General features: G+C 68.6%; 21 protein-coding genes and 1 pseudogene. 15 read left to right on the top strand and 7 right to left on the bottom strand.

The window, feature by feature from the left end; all coding sequences use genetic code 11:
* The first annotated feature begins 1 nt into the window (after nt 1).
* The 7 genes from AU194_RS24425 (at nt 2) to AU194_RS24395 (ending at nt 8642) form a co-directional block, all read left to right on the top strand.
* The gene (locus AU194_RS24425; RefSeq protein WP_059091855.1) at nt 2-964 is read left to right on the top strand and encodes an extradiol dioxygenase; all 963 of its coding nucleotides are present in this window, start codon (nt 2-4) and stop codon (nt 962-964) included.
* 36 nt (nt 965-1000) lie between these two features.
* Complete coding sequence (locus AU194_RS24420) at nt 1001-1405, top strand: RidA family protein (protein ID WP_059091854.1); 405 nt, start codon at nt 1001-1003, stop codon at nt 1403-1405.
* On the top strand, nt 1402-2265 hold the full coding sequence (locus AU194_RS24415; protein WP_059091853.1) for an alpha/beta fold hydrolase: 864 nt from the start codon (nt 1402-1404) through the stop codon (nt 2263-2265). Before AU194_RS24420 ends, AU194_RS24415 begins: the two co-directional genes overlap by 4 nt.
* Nucleotides 2262-3692 carry an amidohydrolase family protein gene (locus tag AU194_RS24410; RefSeq protein WP_059091852.1) on the top strand — a complete coding sequence of 477 codons (1431 nt, stop codon included), beginning with the start codon at nt 2262-2264 and terminating at the stop codon, nt 3690-3692. Before AU194_RS24415 ends, AU194_RS24410 begins: the two co-directional genes overlap by 4 nt.
* 143 nt (nt 3693-3835) lie before the next feature.
* Nucleotides 3836-5218 (top strand): sigma 54-interacting transcriptional regulator, encoded by a 1383-nt coding sequence (locus AU194_RS24405; protein WP_059091870.1) that lies wholly within the window; start codon nt 3836-3838, stop codon nt 5216-5218.
* On the top strand, nt 5211-7196 hold the full coding sequence (locus tag AU194_RS24400; RefSeq protein WP_059091851.1) for a VWA domain-containing protein: 1986 nt from the start codon (nt 5211-5213) through the stop codon (nt 7194-7196). The genes AU194_RS24405 and AU194_RS24400 overlap by 8 nt, the downstream gene beginning before the upstream one ends.
* A 189-nt stretch (nt 7197-7385) precedes the next feature.
* Complete coding sequence (locus AU194_RS24395; RefSeq protein ID WP_231743568.1) at nt 7386-8642, top strand: PE-PPE domain-containing protein; 1257 nt, start codon at nt 7386-7388, stop codon at nt 8640-8642.
* On the opposite strand, the gene AU194_RS24390 is transcribed toward AU194_RS24395, so the two are convergent.
* The 7 genes from AU194_RS24390 to AU194_RS24360 form a co-directional block, all read right to left on the bottom strand.
* Complete coding sequence (locus AU194_RS24390; RefSeq protein ID WP_059091850.1) at nt 8639-9229, bottom strand: DUF1707 domain-containing protein; 591 nt, start codon at nt 9227-9229, stop codon at nt 8639-8641. The genes AU194_RS24395 and AU194_RS24390 overlap by 4 nt on opposite strands.
* Nucleotides 9230-9482: 253 nt before the next feature.
* Nucleotides 9483-10250, bottom strand: a complete 768-nt coding sequence (locus tag AU194_RS24385) for an enoyl-CoA hydratase family protein (RefSeq protein ID WP_059091849.1) — start codon at nt 10248-10250, stop codon at nt 9483-9485.
* Nucleotides 10250-11410, bottom strand: coding sequence for an acyl-CoA dehydrogenase family protein (locus AU194_RS24380; protein ID WP_059091848.1), 1161 nt, complete (start codon nt 11408-11410; stop codon nt 10250-10252). Before AU194_RS24380 ends, AU194_RS24385 begins: the two co-directional genes overlap by 1 nt.
* A complete protein-coding gene (locus AU194_RS24375) occupies nt 11407-13359 on the bottom strand; it encodes a biotin carboxylase N-terminal domain-containing protein (RefSeq protein WP_059091847.1) in 1953 nt (650 codons plus the stop codon). The genes AU194_RS24380 and AU194_RS24375 overlap by 4 nt, the downstream gene beginning before the upstream one ends.
* 82 nt (nt 13360-13441) lie before the next feature.
* Nucleotides 13442-14974, bottom strand: coding sequence for an acyl-CoA carboxylase subunit beta (locus tag AU194_RS24370; protein ID WP_197417732.1), 1533 nt, complete (start codon nt 14972-14974; stop codon nt 13442-13444).
* Nucleotides 14975-15033: 59 nt separating this feature from the next.
* Entirely contained in the window at nt 15034-16182 is a 1149-nt protein-coding gene (locus AU194_RS24365) for an acyl-CoA dehydrogenase family protein (protein WP_059091845.1), read from the bottom strand.
* Nucleotides 16179-17879, bottom strand: coding sequence for an acyclic terpene utilization AtuA family protein (locus AU194_RS24360; RefSeq protein ID WP_157576505.1), 1701 nt, complete (start codon nt 17877-17879; stop codon nt 16179-16181). Before AU194_RS24360 ends, AU194_RS24365 begins: the two co-directional genes overlap by 4 nt.
* 128 nt (nt 17880-18007) lie before the next feature.
* Here AU194_RS24360 and AU194_RS24355 point away from each other — a divergent pair, with 128 nt between their 5' ends.
* From AU194_RS24355 to AU194_RS24325, 8 genes and pseudogenes are all read left to right on the top strand, one after another.
* Nucleotides 18008-18427 carry a hypothetical protein gene (locus AU194_RS24355; protein ID WP_059091843.1) on the top strand — a complete coding sequence of 140 codons (420 nt, stop codon included), beginning with the start codon at nt 18008-18010 and terminating at the stop codon, nt 18425-18427.
* A 119-nt stretch (nt 18428-18546) separates the two neighbouring features.
* A complete protein-coding gene (gene rpmF / locus AU194_RS24350) occupies nt 18547-18720 on the top strand; it encodes a 50S ribosomal protein L32 (protein WP_011561680.1) in 174 nt (57 codons plus the stop codon).
* A gap of 67 nt (nt 18721-18787) precedes the next feature.
* On the top strand, nt 18788-19474 hold the full coding sequence (locus AU194_RS24345; protein WP_059091842.1) for a response regulator transcription factor: 687 nt from the start codon (nt 18788-18790) through the stop codon (nt 19472-19474).
* Nucleotides 19474-20964, top strand: a complete 1491-nt coding sequence (locus AU194_RS24340) for a HAMP domain-containing sensor histidine kinase (RefSeq protein WP_059091841.1) — start codon at nt 19474-19476, stop codon at nt 20962-20964. The genes AU194_RS24345 and AU194_RS24340 overlap by 1 nt, the downstream gene beginning before the upstream one ends.
* Nucleotides 20965-21055: 91 nt before the next feature.
* Nucleotides 21056-22372, top strand: a complete 1317-nt coding sequence (locus tag AU194_RS24335) for a S1C family serine protease (protein WP_059091840.1) — start codon at nt 21056-21058, stop codon at nt 22370-22372.
* Between the two features lie 23 nt (nt 22373-22395).
* Nucleotides 22396-22941 (top strand): molybdenum cofactor biosynthesis protein B, encoded by a 546-nt coding sequence (locus tag AU194_RS24330; RefSeq protein ID WP_197417731.1) that lies wholly within the window; start codon nt 22396-22398, stop codon nt 22939-22941.
* A 157-nt stretch (nt 22942-23098) separates the two neighbouring features.
* Nucleotides 23099-23257, top strand: coding sequence for a hypothetical protein (locus AU194_RS32300; RefSeq protein WP_197417729.1), 159 nt, complete (start codon nt 23099-23101; stop codon nt 23255-23257).
* Between the two features lie 363 nt (nt 23258-23620).
* Nucleotides 23621-23733: pseudogene (locus AU194_RS24325) on the top strand (porin); the annotation flags it as partial.

Here is a 23733-nt window from a genome sequence, read left to right as displayed (position 1 = left end):
CATGCCCGTAGTCGGAGGGATCTCCGCCTCGCACGCACCGGGGATCCTCGGTTGGCCCGACGACGTCACCGCCGAGGAACACCGAGCAGTCTTCGCCGCCTACGACGAGCTCAAGCGCACCGTCGCGGAGGCCAAGGCCGATGTGATCGTCGCGTTCCTGGACGACCATTTCGAGAATCACTTCCGCAGCTTGATGCCCTCGGTCAGTGTCGGTGTGGCAGAACAGCACACCGGTCCCGGCGAGCACCTGCTCGAACTGCTCAAGTTCGAGGGGGTGCGCGCCTTCGGAGGTGAGAAGGCTCTCGCCGAACACATCCTGCGCACGTTGGTGGCATCCGGCATCGATGCCGCGCGGATGGGCACCGCCGAGTTCGGCAACAACCTCATGGTGCCGATGCAGCTGCTACGGCCCGAAGGCGACATCCCGATCATCCCGGTGTACATCAACGTGTTCACCCCGCCGCTGATCAGCATGAAGCGCGCCTACCAGGTGGGCGAGGCGGTGCGGTCCGCCGTCGAGGACAGCGACAAGCGAATCATGTTCTGGGGCACCGGCGGTCTGTCGCACTGGCCGCCGATCTGGGAACCGAGTCGGGAATCCGACGAGTTCCTGGCCAGGATGAAGACGTTCCAGAACGAAGGACGCGGCTACCTCGAGCGCGACCCCGGCCTGTGGACCGACATCGGCCCGTACGAGATCAGGATGGCCCGGGAGATGGGCGACGCCTGCGTGAACCCCGAATGGGACCGGCGTTTCCTGGACCTGCTGTCCGCCGGCGACATGGAGGCGCTGTTCGCCTGGACCTACGACGACGTCGAGAAGGGCGGCGGGCACGGCGGTCACGAGATCCTGAACTGGATGGCCGTCGCCGGAGCCATGGGCGGTGGGCCGTGCGAGGTGCTCACCTACCAACCCACCCCGGCCTGGATCTGCGGTACCGGCGCGGTCCGCTACACCGTCTGACACATCGAAAAGCACAGCAAAGAAAAGAGATAATCAGTGATCACCTATCAGGACGCCCCTCTTCCCAAGTTCGGCAACTACTCCACCTTGGGGTTCGGGGGTCCCGGTGAGATCGTCGTGGTGGCCGGCCAGATGGGCGCGAACGCCGACGGTGAGTTCCCCACCTCCGACGGCGCAGAGCAGGTGAAGGCCACGTACGACAACATCGGTATCGCTCTGGCCGCAGCCGGCCTGGGCTTCGAGCACGTCGTCGGGTTCCGCACCCTGCTGGTGGGTCGCGAGATGATCCCGGAGTTCATGAAGGGCCGTCTCGACAAGTTCGCCGAGATCTACCCGTCGGGCGTGTACCCGCCGAACACGATCATGATCATCTCCGGTCTGGTCGAGGAAGCGGCGCGCGTCGAGATCGAGGCCCTCGCGGTCAGGCCGGCGGCATCGTGACCGTCGAGTACCGCAGCTACCCGTTCAACCACGGTCGCGAGACGGTGATCGCCTACCCCGTCACCGGGGCGGGCGTCACCACCCGCGTCGTCGAATCAGGTTCCGGCGACAGCGTTCTGGTGTGCCTGCACGGCGCCGGCTCGCGTGCCGACAGGTTCGTGCCTGTGATGCCGGGTCTGGTGGCAGAAGGTTTCCGGGTGCTGGCCATCGATTTTCCCGGGCACGGTCTCGCCGAGAAGCGTGAGGACATCGATTACACCGGACAGGGTTTCGCCGATGTGATCGCCGGCGTGCTGGACTCGCTGGGCCTGTCGAAGGTCACGTTCCTCGGCACCTCCCTCGGTGGGCACGTCGCGGCTGCCATCGCGGTGCAGCGGCCCGATCTCGTCGCCGGACTGGTGCTGATCGGTTCGGTCGGCATCAGCGACTTCCCGCAGGAGTTCCACACCCCGCCGGAGGTCCTCTCCGACGGCAGCGTTGAGGGAGTGCGCCGTAAGTTGACGTTCCTGGTCTCGGACCCGGAGATGGTGACCGAGGCGTGGGTGCGCGAGGAGTCGATGATCAACTCCTCCACAGGGGCCAAGCAGGCGCTGCTGAAGGTCTCGGAGTGGTTGGACAAGGACTGCAACGACTTCCGGCAGGACGCGGAACTGGTCGAGCGGTTGCCGGAGCTTCCGGTGCTGCTGGTGTGGGGTGCCGACGACAAATGGACCCCGCCGTCGATGGGTATGGAAGCCCAGCAGAACCTGCCCGGCGCGTCACTGGAGCTGATGCCGGGCTGCGGTCACGCCCCGTACTTCGAGAACCCGGACCTGTTCGTCGAATTGATCCGCAAACACGGTGTGGGAGGACTGAAATGACCGACAGCTGGCTGTTGATCGAGAACGGCACCGTCATCGACGGCGACGCCAACCCGCCGATCCCCAATTGTGCTGTGCTCGTGCACAATGCGCGGATCGTCAAGATGGGCGTAGTCGATCGGGAGACCGACATCCCGCGGGGCGCGCGGCTGGAGGTGATCGATGCCCGAGGCAAGACGGTGATGCCCGGACTGATCGACATCCACTGCCACATGACCTACGGGCTGGCCCGCACCGAGGAAGAGATCTCGATGTACACCCCGCCCGAGGTGCGCACCTTGATCGCCGCGGCCAACGTCGAGAAGGTGCTTGCGGCCGGCGTCACGAGCATCTCGCAGCCGGGCGGCTCTTATTACATCGGCGTCGGGTTACGGGAGGGGATCAAGCGCGGCATCGTGCACGGCCCGCGGATGACCTCCGCCGGTCGGTATCTCACCACCAGCAACGGGCTGACCGACTGGTTCCCGGATGCCACCGGGGTTCCGGAATCAAGCACCGGCAGGCTGACCAACACGCCGGCCGAGATGATCGACGAGATCCGTCGCCAGAAGAAGGCCGGAGTCGACCTGATCAAGTTGGCCGACAGCCCCTTCGGTGACTACCAGGCGTTCACCAACGACGAGCTGAAGATGTGTGCCGATCTCGCCCATCAGTTGGGTCTGCAGATCACCATCCACGCGCGCGGCGACGGCGAGATGAACGCCGCGGTCGAAGCCGGGTTCGACCACATCATGCACGGCAACCACATGTCGGACGCCACCATCGAGAAGCTGGCCAAAAGCCAGATCCCCCTGGCGCCGACGCAGTTGTTGATGCATCACGTGGTCGAGTTCGCCGAGACGCTGCGGGTGCGCCCGTCCATCTCAGAGGCCACGAAGCGGATGAACGACGCGACGATGGACAGCCTGCACCGGGCGTATGCGGCCGGGGTGAAGTTCGCGATGGGCACCGACAGCGGGTTCTCGCTCGTCCCGTACGGGCAGTGGCACGCTCGCGAACTGGAGTTGCTGATGCTCTACACCGGTATGACGTCACTGGAGGCGATCCAGGCCGGCACCAAGCACGGTGCGAACGCGATGGGCCTGCCCGATGACCTGGGTGTGCTCGCCGAGGGCAGACTGGCCGACATCATCGTCGTCAACGGTGACCCGGTGGCCGACATCCGGGTGCTGTACCAGCCGGGCAAGGTGGAGACCGTCATCCTCAATGGTCAGGTTCAGTCCTTCCCCGACGACATCCGGACCCGGTTCATCCGCAACGACTACCTGCCGAACGAATACGGCTGGGACCTGCTGTCCTACGAGCGGGCCTTCGAGGGCGCCGAAACCCCGAAGACCCAGCTCGACTGGACCCCCGAGCAACGTCTCGATGTCATCAACGACATCCACAAGTACGAGAAGGTGGGTGCGGAACCCGCCGCGGAGTAGGACCCGACCGTCGCCGGTGGGCCGCTGTGGACGATCCGTTCACAGCGGCTCGACGGCGTTTCGCGGTCGCCGGAAACCGGCCGTCATTGTTCGCTCACGGGGGAAGCGATGCCGTACCCGGCGCACAGTCGTAGCGTGGTGTGGTGACCCAACCCCATGATCTGCCCCGGACCGTCGGCGAACTGCGCGCTTCCGGACATCGCGAGCGGGGCGTCAAAGAGGAAATCCGAGAGAACCTGCTGGCCGGGCTGGCCGAGGGCCGCGACATGTGGCCCGGGATCCTGGGTTTCGAGGACACGGTGCTCCCGCAACTCGAACGCGCGCTGATCGCCGGACACGACATCGTGTTGCTCGGTGAACGCGGTCAGGGCAAGACCCGCCTGCTGCGCGCGCTGACCGGACTGCTCGACGAGTGGACGCCCGTCATCGAGGGCTCCGAACTGGGCGAGCACCCCTACAGTCCCATCACCCCGGAGTCGATCCGCCGGGTCGCGGACTCCGGCGGCGACCTGAAGGTCGCGTGGCGCCACCGCAGTGAGCGCTACACCGAGAAGCTCGCCACCCCCGACACCAGCGTGGCCGACCTCGTCGGCGACATCGATCCGATCAAGGTGGCCGAGGGCCGCAGCCTCGGCGATCCGGAGACCATCGCCTACGGTCTGATCCCGCGCGCGCACCGCGGCATCGTCGCGGTCAACGAGTTGCCCGACCTCGCTGAGCGCATCCAGGTCGCAATGCTGAACGTGATGGAGGAACGCGACATCCAGGTCCGCGGCTACACGCTGCGGCTGCCGCTCGACGTGCTCGTCGTCGCCAGCGCGAACCCGGAGGACTACACCAACCGCGGCCGCATCATCACCCCGCTCAAGGACCGCTTCGGCGCCGAGATCCGCACGCACTACCCGTTGCAACTCGACGCCGAGGTCGGCGTCATCACCCAGGAGGCCCAGCTCGCCGCGGAGGTGCCCGAGTACCTGCTGCAGATCCTGGCCCGCTTCGCCCGCAACCTGCGCGAATCCAGTTCGATCGACCAGCGGTCCGGCGTCTCGGCGCGGTTCGCGATCGCCGCGGCCGAGACCGTCGCCGCCGCCGCCCGCCACCGCTCGACGATCCTCGGTGAACAGGAACCCGTCGCCCGTGTCGTCGACCTCGGCACCGTCGTCGACGTGCTGCGCGGCAAGCTGGAGTTCGAATCCGGTGAGGAGGGCCGCGAACAGGCGGTGCTCGAACACCTGCTGCGCCGCGCCACCGCCGACACCGCGCAGCGGCTGCTCGGCGGGCTGGACGTCGGCCCGCTGGTGGCGGCCGTCGAAGAGGGTTCCCCGGTGACGACGGGGGAGCGGGTGTCGGCCAAGGACGTGCTGGCCGCGTTGCCCGACCTGCCGGTGATCGACGCGATCGCCACCCGCCTCGGCGCGCAGACCGACGGTGAGCGGGCCGCCGCCGTCGAGTTGGCGCTCGAGGCGCTGTACCTGGCCAAACGGATCGACAAGGTTTCCGGAGAGGGCGAAACCGTATATGGGTAAAGCCGGGCACGGCCGGTCGTCCCGGTACTCCCGTTACACCGGCGGGCCGGATCCGCTGGCCCCGCCGGTCGATCTGCGCGAGGCGCTCGAGCAGATCGGCGAGGACGTCATGGAGGGCAGCTCGCCGCGGCGCGCGCTGTCCGAACTGCTGCGGCGCGGCACCAAGAACATGCGCGGCGCCGACCGGCTGGCCGCCGAGGCCAACCGGCGGCGCCGGGAGCTGTTGGCTCGCAACAACCTCGACGGCACCCTGCAGGAGATCAAGAAGCTGCTCGACGAGGCCGTGCTCGCCGAGCGCAAGGAACTCGCCCGCGCCCTCGACGACGACGCACGCTTCTCCGAGATGCAGATCGAGGCGCTGTCCCCGTCGCCGGCCAAGGCCGTCCAGGAACTCGGCGACTACCAGTGGCGCAGCCCCGAGGCCCGCGAGAAGTACGACCAGATCAAGGATCTGCTCGGCCGCGAGATGCTCGACCAGCGGTTCGCCGGGATGAAGGAGGCGCTGGAGAACGCCACCGACGAGGACCGGCAGCGCGTCAACGACATGCTCGACGACCTCAACGACCTGCTGGACAAACACGCGAAAGGCCAGGACTCCCAGCAGGACTTCGACGAGTTCATGGCCAAGCACGGCGAGTTCTTCCCCGAGAACCCGCGCAACGTCGACGAACTGCTCGACTCGCTGGCCAAACGCGCCGCGGCCGCCCAGCGCTTCCGCAACAGCCTGTCCCCGGACCAGCGCGCCGAACTGGATGCGTTGGCGCAACAGGCCTTCGGCTCGCCGTCGCTGATGAACGCGCTCAACCGGCTCGACTCGCATCTGCAGGCCGCCCGCCCGGGCGAGGACTGGACGGGATCCTCGGAGTTCTCCGGCGACAACCCGCTCGGTATGGGTGAGGGGGCGCAGGCGCTGGCCGACATCGGTGAACTCGAACAGCTCGCCGAACAGCTGTCGCAGAGCTACGCGGGCGCCTCGATGGACGACGTCGACCTCGAGGCGCTGGCCCGCCAACTCGGCGACGACGCCGCCGTCGATGCGAGGACGCTGGCCGAACTCGAACGCGCACTGATGAACCAGGGGTTCCTCGACCGCGGCTCCGACGGGAAGTGGCGGCTGTCGCCGAAGGCGATGCGCCAGCTCGGACAGGCCGCGCTGCGCGATGTGGCCCAACAACTCTCGGGCAGGCACGGTGAACGCGACACCCGGCGCGCCGGTGCGGCGGGGGAGCTGACCGGTGCGACCCGCCCGTGGCAGTTCGGGGACACCGAACCCTGGAACGTCACCCGCACCCTCACGAATGCCGTATTGCGCCAAGCGGGTTCGGGGGTGCGTGAGATGCCGCTCGGCATCACCGTCGACGACGTCGAGATCTCGGAGACCGAGACCCGTACCCAGGCCGCGGTGGCGCTGCTCGTCGACACCTCGTTCTCGATGGTGATGGAGAACCGGTGGCTGCCGATGAAGCGGACGGCGCTCGCGCTCAACCACCTGGTGAGCACCCGGTTCCGTTCCGACGCGCTGCAAATCGTCGCGTTCGGGCGGTACGCCAGGACCGTGACGGCTGCCGAACTCACCGGGCTCGAAGGCGTCTACGAACAGGGCACCAACCTGCACCACGCGCTCGCGCTGGCCACCCGGCATCTGCGCAGGCACCCCAACGCCCAGCCGGTCATCCTCGTCGTCACCGACGGTGAGCCCACGGCCCACCTCGAGGACTTCGGCGGCCGCGACGGTGCCCAGGTGTTTTTTGACTACCCGCCGCATCCGCGCACCATCGCCCACACCGTCCGCGGTTTCGACGAAGTGGCCCGCCTCGGTGCCCAGGTCACGATCTTCCGCCTGGGCAGCGATCCGGGATTGGCCCGCTTCATCGACCAGGTCGCCCGCCGCGTGGGCGGCCGCGTGGTGGTGCCCGAGCTCGACGGCCTCGGCGCCGCCGTCGTCGGCGACTACCTGTCCTCGCGCCGCCGCCGCTGAACCCGTCGCGCCGAACCGTTCAAAACCCCGCCGCCGTGCGCTATCGTTTGCTGAATTCACAGCGTCCGGTCCGGGTCGGGGAGGCCTGAACCGGACGGTCCGGCACGAGGGGAACCGATGGCGAATCACCGTGCGCGACGGAGCCGCCTGCGTCACGCGGCGCTTCCGACCGCGCTGAGCAGCGTGATCGTGACAAGCGTCGTCGCCGCGGGTGGTGTCGCGGTGGTCCACCCGGAGTCCGTCGCCACGGCGATGTACGAGTTGTCGGCGCTCATCACCGAAGGCAGTTCGACCAACCCGACCGGCGCGGGGATCGAGGATTTCTACGACCGGAAATTCGCCGAATCAAACAATCAGGTGACGGTGAACTTCTTCACCGGACCGTTCGGCGTGTACGACGCGCTCGCCGACCACACCGACGAGGACAACGTCGTCATGTCCAGTGGCTGGGGTGCGGCGAACGTCAGCCTGCTGCTCACCTACCTCGACGCGACCGGCGGGCGCGACAAAGTCGCCACCAACGCCGTCTACGTGCTCGACAACAGCGTGGCCCGACCGAACGGCGGCTTCGGCACCCGCTATCCGGTGTTCGCGCTCATCGGGGTGAACCCGTTGCCGACCCCGACCTCGCCCGGGGTGAATGTCGTCGACGTCGGCTACGAGTACGACATCAACGGCAACACCCCGGCGTATGTGCTGAACCCGTTCGCAATGGCCAACTCGTTGGCGACCTACTTCGACAACCGGCTCAACCAGAACGACGTGAACCTGCCCGTCGATGCGGAGGGCAAGCTCGACCTGTCCACCGCCGAATGCGACGCCGTATGCCGAACGTCGATCGACAGCGGCACGGACACCACGGTGCTGCTCGAGACGGGCGAGACCGTCGTCATCAAGCAGGTCGGCCAGACCACCTACATCAGCTACCGCCGCGACGGCCTGCCGCTGCTGCAACCGCTGCGCACCTACGGCGGGGAGGCGGGCAAGCGGTTCGCCGACGCCATCGAGGATCCGCTGACCGACATCGTGAACTTCGGTTATCCGGGTAACGATCCGCTGGCCAATCCGAATCTCTACCGGCCCGCGGCACTGTTGCCGACGCCGCAGGAGACCGCGACCTTCCTACGCAACCTCGCCGATCCGAACAACAACCGCAGGCCCACCACGGTCACGACCGTGCAGGCCGAGGCGGTCGACGAAGAGGTGGTCGAGGAACCGCTCGAGACGTCGACCACCGCCGACGCGTCGACCGACGAGAAGGCCGTGTCGACACCGAAGGTCCGGCGGCCGGGATCGGTCGGCACCATCATCCGCAACACCATCAAGCGGCTGACGACACCGACGTCGAAGAAGACCGGCACCAGCGGTGGCGGCAGCACCGCGCCCGCGGAGGAGAAGTCGGAGTCACCGGCGTCGGACAACGACTCCGAGACGACGACGGATTAAGCGCCGGAGCGCTTGCGCTTCTTGCGCTTGACCGAGACGCTGCCCCACAGCGCCAGACCGCGGATCCGCACACACGGCGCCCCCGGGCTGCCCTGCCCCTGCACTCCGTGGTCGAACGCCCCCATCACCGCGACACCGTGCAGGTCGACGTTCACCTCCGGCGGCACCAGGATGGTCTGCCCGCCGAATACCGAGTAGGACCGGATCTCGACCTCCGGCGCGGTGAAGTCCGCATACCGCAGATCGACCACCCCACCGCCGAAGACCGCGACCGTGGTCATCCGGCGCGGCACGTTCCACCGGCCGCGGCGTTCGAAACCGCTCATGATCGCCAGCAGCACCGTCGACGGTGCGGGCCGGCACGGACCGCCGCCGCGCGGAGTCGTCATCGCGCCCGGCAGGTCGGCGCTCAACACGGCGAGCTCGTCGTACGTCTGCGCGGCGTACGCCTTCGTGAGGCGGTCCTCGTATTCCGTCATCTGCAGGCGACCCTGTGCGGCGGCATCGGTGAGCAATTGCGCGACCTGAATCCGATCAGTATCGGCAGCGCGCTTCGAACCATTCCGCGGCGTTGCAGGTGTGCTCATCACCGACGAGCCTACGACGAACGCTGGCACATGCAAGAGTGTTGGCTAAACTGTGCCCCCGCCTGTGACGGCGAACCTGCTAGTCCAGCGAAGTTAATCCGGCCTCACCTTCGCCTCGCCGAAAAGTCACCGTCGTACGCTGCGGTTATGGCGTCAGACAACGCCCGATGTGTAACGCGGTGCGCGGCATTGCGATCCCTGCGATTTCAACCACAATCGTTCGCCGCAACCGCGATTGGAGCGTGAATACCTGTCATCGCGCCCACCGCGGCGGCCGCTTCTCCAGGAACGCGAGCATGCCTTCGCGCGCCTCCTCCGACACGAACAGCGCGGCCGACTGTTCGGTCAGCGCCTCGGCGTCGCGGTCGAACGCCCGCAGCACCGCGGCCGTCGTGAGCGCCTTGGAGGCGGCGAGGCCCTGCGGTGAGCCGCGGCCGATCTGTGCGGTCAGTCGCGCGACGGTGGCGTCGACGTCGTCGGTGGCCACGGTCACCAGACCGGCGCGTTCGGCCGCCTGCGCATCGAGCGTCTCCCCGGTGACGAAGTACCGGCCCGCCGCCCGCGCCGTCAGCTTCGGCAGCAGCGTCAGCGAGATGATCGACGGCGCCACCCCGATCCGCGCCTCGGTCAGCGCGAACGTGCTCGCCGCGCCCGCGACGACGATGTCGCACGCGCCGACGAGTCCGAGACCCCCGGCGCGGACGTGCCCGTCGACCGCGGCCAGCACCGGCACGGGCAACTCGAGGATCGCGCGCAGCGCGCCGGTGAGTTCGCGCGCCCGGTCGACGGCGACGTCGGCGAGGTCCCGCCCGGCCGCCTCCCGCAGATCGGCGCCCGCGCAGAACGTGCCGCCGGTGTGGCCGAGCACCACCGCGCGCACCCGCTCGTCGGCGGCCGCGCTGCGCAGCCCCTCGTGCAGCTGCTCGACGAGTGCCGTCGACAGCGCGTTGCGGTTGTGCGGCGAGTCCAGCGTGAGCCGCGCGACGCCGCCGTCGACGGCGTACCGAACCAGCGTGTCCATCAGTACGAGCGCGGCAGGCCGAGCGACGTCTGCGCCACGAAGTTGAGGATCATCTCCCGGCTGACCGGCGCGATGCGCGCCAGCCGCGACGCGGTCACCGCCGCCGCGACGCCGTACTCCTTGGTCAACCCGTTGCCGCCCATCGACTGGACCGCCTGGTCGACCGCGCGCACCGACGCCTCGCCGGCCGCGTACTTCGCCATGTTGGCGGCTTCCGCGGCGCCGGCGTCGTCCCCGGTGTCGTAGAGCGCGGCGGCCTTCTGCATCATCAGCTTGGCCAGTTCGATCTCGATGTGGTTCTGCGCCAGCGGATGTGACAGCCCCTGGTGCGCACCGATCGGCGTCTTCCACACCTGGCGGGTCTTGACGTAGTCGACGGCGCGGCCGATCGCGAAGCGGCCCATGCCCACGGCGCTGGCGGCGCCCATGATGCGTTCCGGGTTCAGGCCCGCGAACAGTTGCGCGATCGCGGCGTCCTCGGATCCGACGAGGGCGTCGGCGGGTAGTCGCACGTCGTCGAGGAATACCTGGAACTGGTTCTCCGGGCTGATCAGTTCCATGTCGATCTCGGTCCAGCTCAGCCCCTTCGTGTCGGTGGGCACGATGAACAGCGCGGGTTTGAGGTTTCCGGTCTTGTGGTCCTCGGTGCGGCCGACGACGAGCACCGCCTGCGCCTGGTCGACGCCGGAGATGTAGACCTTCTGGCCGCTCAGGATCCAGTCACCGCCGTCGCGGCGCGCGGTGGTGGTGATGCGGTGGCTGTTCGACCCGGCGTCGGGTTCGGTGATCGCGAACGCCATCGTGATCGTCCCGTCGGCGATACCGGGCAGCCACCGCCGCTTCTGGTCCTCGGTGCCGAACTTGCTGATGATCGTGCCGTTGATGGCGGGGGAGACCACCATCATCAGCAGCCCCGAGCCGGCCGCGGCCATCTCCTCCATCACCAGCGACAACTCGTACATGCCAGCGCCGCCGCCGCCGTACTCCTCGGGCAGGTTCACCCCGATGAAGCCGAGTTTTCCTGCCTCGGACCATAATTCATCGGTGTGCTCACCGGCGCGGGCCTTCTCCAGGTAGTAGTCCTGCCCGTAGTTGGCGGCCATCGCGGCCACCGCCGCGCGCAGCGCCTGCTGTTCCTCGGTCTCGATGAACCCGGTCATGTGTCTCCTTCGGTCTGCACGCGGGCAAGGACGGCGCCCACCTCGACCTGGAGGCCGGGCGTGACGTTGAGTTCGGCGAGCACCCCGTCGCCGGGGGCGGTCAGCGTGTGCTCCATCTTCATGGCCTCCAGCCACACCAGCGGTTGACCCGCGGTCACGGTGTCGCCGACCGCGGCGCCCACCCGCACCACCGCACCCGGCATCGGCGCGACCAACGATCCCTGCGCGACGGCAGAGTCGGGATCGGGGAAGCGGGGCAGCGCGGTGAGTTCGACGGCGCCGGATGCGGAGTCGACGTAGATCGCGTCGCCGTACCGGGCGACGTCGAACGGGTGCTCCACTCCGTCCGCCGCCAGCACCACCCGGTGCGGGGTGGCCGACACCACGGTCACGTCGGGGTGGTCGGCGAACCGGCCGCCGCGGTAGCGGACCTCGTGGTCCTCGCCCGCCGCGTCGCGGTAACGCTTGGCCTGGTGGCCCGACGGCAGATTGCGCCAGCCGCTCGGGACGGCGGCGAAAACCGTAGCGGTGGCGCGGTTGTGCGCGGCGTCGGCGATGGCGGCGGCCAGCATGGCGCGTGTGGTGGTCCCGTCGTCGGCGAGCGGGGTGGCCAGATCCGTCAGCCCGTGGGTGTCGAAGAACGCGGTGTCGGTCGCCCCGTCGAGGAACGCTGCGTGTCGCAGCACGTTGACGAGCAGATCGCGGTTGGTGCGCACGCCGTGCAGTCGCATCCGCGCCAACGCGTCGGCCAGGATCGCCGCCGCCTTGCGCCGGGTCGGCGCGTACGAGATCACCTTCGCGAGCATCGGGTCGTAGAAGATCGACACCTGCGAACCGTCTTCGATGCCGGAGTCCACGCGGACACCGGGCCGGGTGAGCGCGTCGAATCGGGCTGTGGCGCCAGCGACGTCGAAGCGGTGCACGGTCCCGGCCTGCGGTTGCCAGTTGCGGGCCGGGTCCTCGGCGTAGAGCCGTGCCTCGATCGCGTGTCCTCGGCCCGCGGGCGGGGCGGGGTCGAGCCGGTGCCCGTCGGCGACCATCAGTTGCAGTTCGACGAGGTCGAGCCCGGTGGTGGCCTCGGTGACGGGGTGTTCGACCTGCAGTCGGGTGTTCATCTCGAGGAAGTAGAAGTCACCGCTCTGGTCGGCCATGAACTCGACGGTGCCCGCCCCGGTGTAGCCGATCGCCTCGGCGGCGAGGCGGGCCGCGTCGAACAGCCGCTCCCGCATGCCCGGGGTGCGCTGCACCAGTGGTGACGGCGCCTCCTCGATGATCTTCTGGTGTCTGCGTTGGATCGAGCACTCGCGCTCGCCGACGGCCCACACCGTGCCGTGCGCGTCGGCCATCACCTGCACTTCGATGTGGTGGCCCGTGGCCAGGTAACGCTCGCAGAACACCGTCGGATCACCGAAGGCGGACTGCGCTTCCCGCTGTGCGGCGGTGACCTCGTCGGCCAGCGCGCCGATCTCGCGGACCACCCGCATCCCGCGGCCACCGCCACCGGCCGACGCCTTCACCAGCACCGGCAGCTGGTCGGCGGTGATGCCGTCGGGGTCGAGTTCGGCGAGCACCGGCACACCCGCGGCGGCCATCAGTTTCTTGGCCTCGATCTTGCTGCCCATGGCCTGCACCGCCGCGACCGGCGGGCCGATCCACGTCAACCCGGCGTCCTGCACCGCACCGGCGAATTCGGCGTTCTCCGAGAGGAATCCGTACCCGGGGTGGACGGCGTCGGCTCCCGCGGCGTGCGCGGCGGCGATCAACTGCCCGATGTCGAGGTAACCGCCGGTGCCGGACAGCCGCACCCGCGCATCGGCCTCGGCGACGTGCGGGGCGTCGGCATCCGGTTCGGTGTAGACCGCCACGGTGCCGATGCCGAGGCGGCGGCACGTCGCGAACACCCGACGGGCGATCTCACCCCGGTTGGCGACCAGCACACGCGTGATCATCTCTGCCTCCCCGCTGCGATTTGTGCACGATTACGCGCGCCCACCGCTCGATATCGTGCACAAATCACGGGCATCGTGACGCTCACATCCGGAAGACGCCGAAGTTCGACGTCCCCTCGATCGGACCGTTGGCGATCGCCGACAGGCACATGCCCAGCACGGTGCGGGTGTCGCGCGGATCGATGACCCCGTCGTCGTAGAGCCGCCCCGACAGGAACATCGGCAGCGATTCGGCCTCGATCTGCGCCTCGATCGCCGCCCGCAGTGCGGCGTCGGCATCCTCGTCGACCGTCTGCCCGCGGGCCTCCGCGGCGGCGCGGCCGACGATCGAGATCACTCCCGCCAGCTGCGTACCGCCCATCACCGCGGCCTTGGCGCTCGGCCACGCGAACAGGAAACGGGGGTCGTAGGCGCGGCCGCACATCCCGTAGTGGCCCGCCCCGTAGGAGGCGCCGATCAGCAGCGACAGGTGCGGGACCGTCGAGTTGGAGACGGCGTTGATCATCATCGACCCGTGCTTGATCATCCCGCCCTCCTCGTACTGCCTTCCGACCATGTATCCGGTCGTGTTGTGCAGGAACAGAAGTGGGGTGTTCGAACGGTTCGCCAGCTGGATGAACTGGGTGGCCTTCTGCGACTCCTCGCTGAACAGCACCCCGCGGGCGTTGGCCAGGATCCCGATCGGGTAGCCGTGCAGCCTGGCCCACCCCGTCACCAGTGAGGATCCGTAGAGCGCCTTGAACTCGTCGAAATCCGACCCGTCGACGATGCGGGCGATCACGTCGCGCGGGTCGAACGGGATCCGCAGATCCGCAGGGACGATGCCGAGCAGTTCCCCGGCGTCGAACACCGGCTCGACCACCGGCGCCGGTGCGGGCCCCTGCTTGCGCCAGTTCAGCCGCTCGACGATCCGCCTGCCGATCCGCACCGCGTCGAGCTCGTCGTGGGCGAGGTAGTCACCGAGACCCGATGTGCGGGCGTGCATCTCGGCCCCGCCCAGCGATTCGTCGTCGGACTCCTCGCCGGTGGCCATCTTCACGAGCGGCGGGCCGGCGAGGAACACCTTGGACCGTTCCTTGATCATCACCACGTGATCGCTCATACCGGGCACGTAGGCGCCGCCTGCGGTGGAGTTGCCGAAGACCAGGGCGATGGTGGGAATCCCGGCGGCCGACAGCCGGGTGAGGTCGCGGAACATCTGCCCGCCGGGGATGAACACCTCTTTCTGGGTGGGCAGGTCCGCGCCACCGGATTCGACCAGCGAGATCACCGGCAGCCGGTTCTGCAGCGCGATTTGGTTGGCGCGCAGTATCTTCCGCAGTGTCCACGGATTGCTCGTGCCGCCTTTGACGGTGGGGTCGTTGGCGACGAGCAGGCATTCGACACCGCTGACCGCGCCGATCCCGGTGATCACGCTGGCGCCGACGGTGAACTCGCTGCCCCAGGCCGCCAGCGGACTCAGTTCGAGGAACGGGGAGTCCTGGTCCAGGAGCAGTTCGATGCGCTCGCGGGCGGTGAACTTGCCGCGGGCGTGGTGGCGGTCGACGTACTTGGCCCCGCCGCCGGCCAGCGCCTTGGCGTGTTCGGCGTCGAGTTCGGCGAGTTTGGCCGACATGGCTTCGGCGGCCGCGGCGTAAGCCGGCGACGACGGGTCGAGGGTGGACTTCAGCGCGGTCACGACTGATATCCCAGCGTCTTGGCGGCCAGTGCGGTGAGGATTTCGGTGGTTCCGCCGCCGATTCCCAGGATCCGCATGTCGCGGTACTGCCGTTCCACCTCTGTCCCGGTCATGTAGCCCATCCCGCCGAACAGCTGTACGGCCTGGTTCGCAATCCATTCGCCGGCCCCGACGGCGGTGTTCTTGGCGAAGCACACCTCGGCGATGAGGCTTGTTTCCCCGGCCAGCTGCCGCTCGACGACGTTGCGGGTGTACACGCGGGCGACATCGACGCGCCGGGCCATCTCGGCGAGCGTGTTCTGCACCGACTGCCGCGAGATCAGCGGCCTGCCGAACGTCTCGCGGTCGCGGCACCAGGCCACGGTGAGGTCGAGACACCGTTGCGCACTCGAATACGCCTGCGTCGCAAGACCGACGCGTTCGGAGACGAACGCCCCGGCGATCTGCAGGAAACCGCTGTTCTCGGCGCCGATCAGGTTGGCGGCCGGTACCCGGACGTCGGTGTAGGACAGTTCGGCGGTGTCGCTGGACCGCCATCCCATCTTGTCGAGTCGGCGGGTGACCTCGAAGCCCGGCGTGCCCTTGTCGACCACCAGCAGCGAGACACCGCCAGCACCCGGCCCGCCGGTGCGCACCGCGGTGACGACGTAGTCCGCACGCACGCCGGAGGTGATGTAGGTCTTCGCGCCGTTGACGATGTAGTCGTCCCCGTCCCGGACCGCCCGGGTGGTGAGGTGCCCGACGTCCGAGCCGCCGCCGGGTTCGGTGATCGCCAGCGACCCGATCAACTCGCCCTGCAGCGTCGGCCGGACATAGGTGTCGATCAGTCGGCGATCACCGGAGGCCGCCATGTGCGGGGTCGCGATGCCCGAGGTGAACAACGAGGCGAACACCCCGCCGGGCACACCCGCGTAGTGCAGTTCCTCGCACACGATCACCGCGTCGGCGCCGTCACCACCACCGCCACCGACCGATTCGGGGAAGCCGGCCCCGAGCACCCCCGCGTCACCGGCCGCACGGTGCAGGGCACGAGGCAGTTCACCGGCGCGCTCCCAGTCGTCGACGTAGGGGAGCATTTCCCGTTCGGCGAAGGCGCGCACGGCTTTCCGCAGCTGTTCGCGCTCGGGCGTATGCCAGATGCTCACCGGCCCAACACCTCCTCGGGGATGTCGAGATGACGGCTGCGCAGCCACTCGCCGAGTCCCTTGGCCTGCGGATCGAACCGCGCCTGATACGCCACGCCCTGGCCGAGGATGCCGTCGATGACGAAGTTCACCGCGCGCAGATTCGGCAGCAGGTGGCGGGTCACCGGCAGATCGGCGGTCTCGGGGAGCAACTCGCGCAGCAGGTCGACGGTCAGTGTGTGGGCGAGCCAGCGCCACTGCGCCTCGGCGCGCACCCACACCCCGACGTTGGCGCTGCCGCCCTTGTCCCCGCTGCGCGCCCCGGCGATCGTCCCGAGCGGCACCCGACGTGTCGGTCCCGGGGGGAGCGGTTCGGGCAGCGCGGGCTCGTCGACCGGGTGCAGGTCCAGTGTGTCGGTGGCGGCGGGTATCTCGGCGCGGTCGCCGTCGGCGTGCACCGCGACGTGCTGCACGTCGGCGGCGTCGACGTATCCGGCGGTGAACACGCCGTAGACCTGACCGTCGCCCGGCGGTGCGGTGACGTGGAAGCCGGGATAGCTGGCGAGGGCGAGTTCGACGGCGGCGGAGGAGAATTGACGGCCGACGGTGGCCGGGTCCGGGTCGCGCACGACACAGCGCAGCAGCGCGCTGGCGGTCTCCTCGGTGTCGGCGTCGACGTGGTCGGTGCGCGCGAGCGTCCACTCGAGTTCGGCGGGCCTCGTCGCCAGCCCCGCTTCGAGCTGGCGGCGGACCAGCTCGGCCTTGGCGTCGATGTCCAGCCCGGTGAGCACGAACGTCATCGCGTTGCGGAAACCGCCGATGCTGTTGAGCGACACCTTCAGCATCGGGGGCGGCGGTTCGCCGCGTGCACCGCTGATCCGCACGCGGTCGGGTCCGTCGTCGGTCAACTGCAGGGAGTCGACCCGCAGGGTGACGTCGGGGTTGGCGTAACGGGCGCCGGAGATCTCGTAGAGCAACTGTGCGGTGACGGTGTCGACGGTGACCGCACCGCCGGTGCCCTGGTGTTTGGTGATGACCGACGAGCCGTCGGCGTGGATCTCGGCGAGCGGGAACCCCGGATGGGTCAGGTCGGCGACCTCGGTGAAGAACGCGTAGTTGCCGCCGGTGGCCTGCACCCCGCATTCGATGACGTGTCCCGCGGCGACCGCACCCGCCAGCGCGTCGTAGTCGGTGCGGTTCCACCCGAAGTGCGCGGCGGCGGGGCCCAGTGTCACCGACGCGTCGGTGACCCGGCCGGTCACCACGACGTCGGCGCCGCCGCTGAGGCAGTCGACGATGCCCCACGCGCCGAGGTAGGCGTTGGCTGCCAGCGGCGTGCCGAGACCGAGGTCGGCGGACCGCGGCAGCAGATCGTCACCTTCGACATGGGCGACGTTGACTGCGATGCCGAGCCGGTCGGCCAGCGCACGCACCGCCGTCGCCAACCCCGCCGGGTTGAGGCCGCCGGCGTTGGTGACGATGCGGACCCCGCGCTCGACGGCCAGGCCGAGGCACTCCTCGAGCTGGCCGAGGAACGTCTTGGCGTAGCCGCGTTCGGGGTTCTTGGCCCGGTCGCGCGCCAGGATGAGCATGGTCAGCTCGGCGAGGTAGTCGCCGGTGAGGTAGTCGAGGTCACCGCCGGTGAGCATCTCGCGCATCGCGGCCATCCGGTCCCCGTAGAACCCGGAGCAGTTGCCGATGCGTACTGGTACCCGTATTGACTCAGCCAATCGGTTCTGCCTTTCAGGTGCCGACCAACCGGTAGGTTAGCCGGTACTTGCGGTACCGCGTCAAGGTTTCGCGGATTGCCGCCCGGGACCGTCGCGGGGCCCTCGATACTGGACAGGTGTCATGGATCGCGCAGACGCTGATGGGCGTGGTGTGGGCGATCGGCGGCGTCGGCATCGGGCTCGGACCGCCTCTCAGCGAGACCGGGAGGGGAGCCTCATCGCCCGCAGTCGGCTGGTTGGCCGCCGCAGCCGGGGTCTGGATGATCGTCGCGGGGTTCCGCCGGGCCGTCGGGCCGCCCGCCGACAGGAACCGCAGGGCGAAGCACGCGAGTGGGCGCGCACCCGACTGGCGCACCAAGGTCGGGCAGCCGCTGTCCGTCGTGGGCTGCGCGCTGGCGGGCTTCGGCGGTATCTGGTGGGGGATCGCATCCGGCCACATCACGATCTTCTGGTTCGGCCTCCTCTTGGCGTCTTTCGTGGTCGCCGCATTTCCCGCCGTGGTCGAGGTGTTCCGGGAGGGCACGCCCCGGCGGTGACGGGCCCGAGTTTTGGAGGCGGCCCGACCCACCGGCTATCCTGAAGAGCACTTGCCGGCGCCCCGCCCTCAATCGGGTTTCGCGTGGCACCCACACCCGTTAAGAGGAGAAGCTCGATCATGGCTGTGCCCAAGCGCAGAATGTCGCGTTCCAACACTCGGAGCCGTCGTGCCCAGTGGAAGGCCAAGCCCACCGAACTCGTCGGTGTGACCGTCGCCGGTCAGCAGCACAAGGTGCCGCGTCGCCTGCTCAAGGCTGCCCGTCTGGGTCTGATCGACCTCGACCGCCGCTAGCAACAGTTCGGAAACGGCGCGGCGCGCCTCTCAGCGCTCTCTCAGGCGTTGAGGTGAAACTGTGGCTGTGCGCATACTTGTCGTCGACGACGATCGTGCGGTGCGAGAATCCCTGCGCCGGTCCCTGTCCTTCAACGGCTACTCGGTCGAGTTGGCCCAGGACGGTGTCGAAGCGCTCGACCTGATCGCCAATGACCGGCCCGACGCCGTGGTGCTCGACGTGATGATGCCCCGGCTCGACGGGCTGGAGGTGTGCCGTCAGCTCCGCAGCACCGGCGATGACCTGCCGATCCTGGTCCTGACAGCCCGCGATTCGGTGTCCGAGCGGGTCGCCGGACTCGATGCGGGCGCCGACGACTACCTGCCCAAACCGTTCGCGCTCGAGGAACTCCTCGCGCGGATGCGGGCCCTGCTGCGCCGCACCTCGCCCGACGACGGCCCGGAATCCCCGGCGCTGACGTTCCTGGATCTGACGCTGGATCCGGTCACCCGCGAGGTGACCCGGGGGTCCCGGCAGATCAGCCTCACCCGCACCGAGTTCGCGTTGCTCGAAATGCTCATCGCCAACCCGCGCCGGGTGCTCACCCGCAGCCGCATCCTCGAGGAAGTGTGGGGCTTCGACTTCCCGACATCGGGGAACGCCCTCGAGGTGTACATCGGCTATCTGCGTCGCAAGACCGAAGCGTCCGGGGAGCCACGTCTCATCCACACCGTGCGCGGCGTGGGGTACGTGCTCCGCGAGACGCCGCCCTGATGGCCCTGCCACCTCATCCCGGGCCCCATGCGGCGCGGCCCAAGCCGCCGCGCAACACCAGTTCCCTGTCGTTGCGGTGGCGCGTCATGCTGCTCGCGATGTCGATGGTGGCGATGGTCGTCGTGTTGATGTCGGTCGCCGTCTACGCCGTCGTCTCCCGCGCGCTCTACGACGACATCGACAACCAGCTGCACAGCCGCGCCCGCCTGCTCATCGAGAGCGGATCGCTGGCCGCCGACCCCGGTAAGGCGATCGAGGGCACCGCCTACTCGGACGTCAACGCGATGCTGGTCAACCCCGGCCGGTCGATCTACACCGCCAACCAGCAGGGGCAGACGCTGCCGCTGGGCGAGGCCGAGAAGGACGTCATCTCCGGCGAGCTGCTGCTGTCCCTGCGCACCGCCAACCACCAGCGGATCCTCGCGGTGCACCTGACCAACGGCAGTTCCCTGCTCATCTCCAAGAGCCTCGCGCCGACGGGTCAGGTGCTCGGCCGGCTCGGGACGGTGCTGCTGATCGTCGGCGGGGTGGGCGTGGCCGTCGCCGCGATCGCGGGCGGCATGGTCGCCAGGGCGGGTCTGCGCCCGGTGGGCCGGCTGACCCAGGCCGCCGAACGCGTCGCGCGCACCGACGATCTGCGGCCCATCCCGGTGTTCGGCAGCGACGAACTGGCCCGGCTGACCGAGGCGTTCAACATGATGCTGCGGGCGCTCACCGAATCCCGTGAGCGCCAGGCCCGTCTGGTGTCCGACGCCGGACATGAACTGCGCACCCCGCTGACGTCGCTGCGGACCAACGTCGAACTGCTGATGGCCTCGCAGGCGCCGGGTGCGCCGCGACTGCCCGAGGAGGAGATGGCCGGGCTGCGCAGCGACGTGATCGCCCAGATCGAGGAACTGTCCACGTTGGTGGGCGATCTGGTCGACCTCACCCGCGACGATGCGGGCGGGGTCGTCTACGAGACCGTCGACATGGCCGATGTGGTGGACCGCAGCCTCGAGCGAGTTCGTCGGCGCCGCAACGACATCGAGTTCGACGTCGACGTCATCGGTTGGCAGGTCTACGGCGACGCGGCCGGGCTGGCCCGCGCGGTGCTCAACCTGCTCGACAACGCCGCGAAGTGGAGTCCGCCCGGCGGCCGGGTGGGAATCCATCTGCGCCAGACGGATCCGGTACACGCCGAACTCATCGTCTCCGACCGCGGGCCCGGCATCCCGGAGGCCGAACGCCGGCTGGTGTTCGAGCGGTTCTACCGGTCGACGGCCGCGCGCGCGATGCCCGGTTCCGGTCTCGGGTTGGCCATCGTCAAACAGGTGGTCCTCAAACACGGTGGCGCACTGCGGGTGGAGGACACGGTCCCGGGTGGCGATCCGCCGGGCACCTCCTTCTACGTGATGCTGCCCGGTCGTCCGGCGCCGCCGTCGAACGGGGAAGTGGTCGAAGACACAGCGGGTCCGGCCAAGTCTCGGTCTCCGTCGAGAGAACTCTAAGTGGATTCTCAGTCCACGTGGGCACTGTGAGGGCAAGTAGTTCGTTAGACGAACTGTTCGGATCACTTACGAGGAAGAGCACCGAAGCGACATGACGAACCATCCGAGGTATTCGCCGCCGCCGCAACAGCAGCCGGGTCAGCGTCCGGTCAACCCGGACACCAGGTATCAGGGCGACGCCTATTCACAGCATCAGCCCTACGACTGGCGCTATGCCGCGCAACCGCAGCAGCAGTTCCGCGCGCCGTACGACCCCTACCGTGGTGCGGCCCAGCCGACGGCCGTGATGCCGCAGCCGCGTTCGCCCCAGAAACGTTCGCGCGCAGGCGTTCTCACCATCGGCGCGCTGTGTGTCGCGGTCGTCTCCGCCGGTATCGGGGGCGGGGTGGCGACCATGGCGCACCAGGACCGGCCCTCGTTCGACAGCTCGATCTCCGGTGCGGCACCAAGCGTTCCGGCCGCCGCGCTGCCCGCTGGCTCCGTCGAGCAGGTGGCCGCCAAGGTGGTGCCCAGCGTCGTCAAGCTCGAGACCAACCTCGGCCGGGCCTCCGAAGAGGGTTCTGGCATCATCCTCACCTCCGACGGTCTGATCCTCACCAACAACCACGTCGTCGCGGGCGCGGCCGACCGCACCGTGCCGGGGGGCGCCCAGACCAAGGTGACGTTCTCGAACGGCCGGACCGCACCGTTCAGCGTCGTCGGATCCGATCCGAGCAGTGACATCGCGGTGGTGCGCGCCGAGGACGTCTCCGGTCTGACGCCGATCTCTCTCGGGTCGTCGGCCGATCTGCGCGTCGGACAGGACGTGGTGGCCATCGGGTCACCGCTCGGCCTCGAGGGCACGGTCACCACGGGGATCATCAGCGCCCTGAACCGGCCGGTGGCCGCAGGCGGCGACACCCGCAACCAGAACACCGTCCTCGACGCGATTCAGACCGACGCCGCCATCAACCCCGGCAACTCCGGTGGCGCGCTGGTGAACATGAAGGGTGAACTGGTCGGGGTCAACTCCGCGATCGCGACAATGGGCGGGGACTCACCGCAGGCGCAGAGCGGTTCGATCGGCCTCGGCTTCGCCATCCCGGTCGATCAGGCCAAGCGCATCGCCGACGAGCTGATCCAGAACGGCACCGCATCGCACGCCTCGCTCGGGGTGCAGGTGAGCAACGACCGCTCCACCGACGGCGCCAAGATCGTCGAGGTCAACGACGGCGGCGCGGCGGCAGCGGCGGGTCTGCCCAGCGGCGTGGTGGTGACCAAGGTCGACGACCGGGTGATCAACAGCGCCGACGCGCTGGTGGCCGCTGTGCGCTCCAAGGCGCCGGGGGAGAAGGTGACGTTGACCTACCTGGATCCGGCGGGCAAGCCGCAGAGCGTTGCGGTGACGCTGGGGAAGGCGCAGCAGTGACGACCGGAACCGGACACGGAACCCTGCGAGTGGCTGCACCACTGTCTGCGCCCACATATACGGTTGAGGTCATGGAGCAGCCAGGGGAGTTGGTGGGCCGCGCGCTCGTCGTCGTCGTCGATGACCGCACCGCCCATGGCGACGAAGAGGATCACAGCGGTCCGTTGGTCACCGAGCTTCTCGGTGAGGCCGGGTTCGTGGTCGACGGGGTCGTGGTGGTGTCCGCCGACGAGGTGGAGATCCGCAACGCGTTGAACACCGCCGTGATCGGCGGGGTGGACCTCGTGGTGTCGGTCGGCGGCACCGGGGTGACGCCGCGCGACGTCACGCCGGAGGCCACCCGCGACATCCTCGACCGGGAACTCCTCGGCATCTCGGAGGCGCTGCGCGCCTCGGGTCTGTCGGCCGGCATCGTCGATGCCGGGGTGTCCCGTGGCCTGGCCGGCATCTCGGGCAGCACGCTCGTGGTCAACATCGCCGGATCGCGTGCCGCGGTCCGCGACGGGATGGCCACGCTGAGCCCGCTCGCCGTGCAAATCATCGGACAGCTATCGAGCCTGGAGATCTGAGGGCCGGATCGGCCTGGAGAGACGCCGCGGCGACGCTTTCACAGCGTCGTCCGGCGTCTTTTCGTTTCCGCCCGGCAGCGCTACTGTCTGCAGTGTTACTGCCGAGTAAACGGTAATCCCTATCGAGATGTGATGTTTGTCACAGGCGAGGTGCGTGGTGACCGGAGAAGCGAAGCGACCGCGCCGTTCAGTTAACGAAATCTTCGGCGAGACGCTGCCGGAGACGACGGCGGACGAACGCGACGACCGCGCCCGTGAGGAAGAGGGCAGCCACGACCGGTGGCTGCGGGACAACGTTCCGCCTCATCATGATTAGATCTTGAAACCGCACCGACGTGCGGTGATGCCATAACTCGACTGATGGCGCGCGCCGCCCCACCCTTATGGCGTCCTTGACGGCGGGCGCTCGACGCCACCCGGACGCCCGGCGCGGACCGGAATTCGCAGCAAATTCCCACCTCGCGGGGAGGCTGCACCCCGGTTGGTATGCCTTGCCGTTGCCGCCCGGATGCCTCCCCTATATGTTTCTCGTGTCAAACAATGAGCTACGCGTAAGAACAACCTGTGGGCGCTCTAATTTCCCCACATTTTGATCTTGCAAGGTGTTTTGGTCAGTCAGTAGGCCAGGCACCACTACGAATCGGTGAGCACGTCACCGGCCATAACAGCTAGGGAGAACATGAAGGCAATCAGTCGGGTGCTGGTCGCGTTGGTGGCGGCCGTTGCGGCTCTGTTCACGAGCACGGGCACCTCCAACGCGGGTCTGGACAACGAGCTCAGCCTCCTCGACGG

Origin of the sequence: Mycobacterium sp. GA-2829, assembly GCF_001499965.1 — a bacterium.
Lineage (GTDB): Bacteria > Actinomycetota > Actinomycetes > Mycobacteriales > Mycobacteriaceae > Mycobacterium.
Note: the sequence above shows the minus strand (reverse complement) of the source record. Positions and strands in the feature narration are given on the sequence as shown.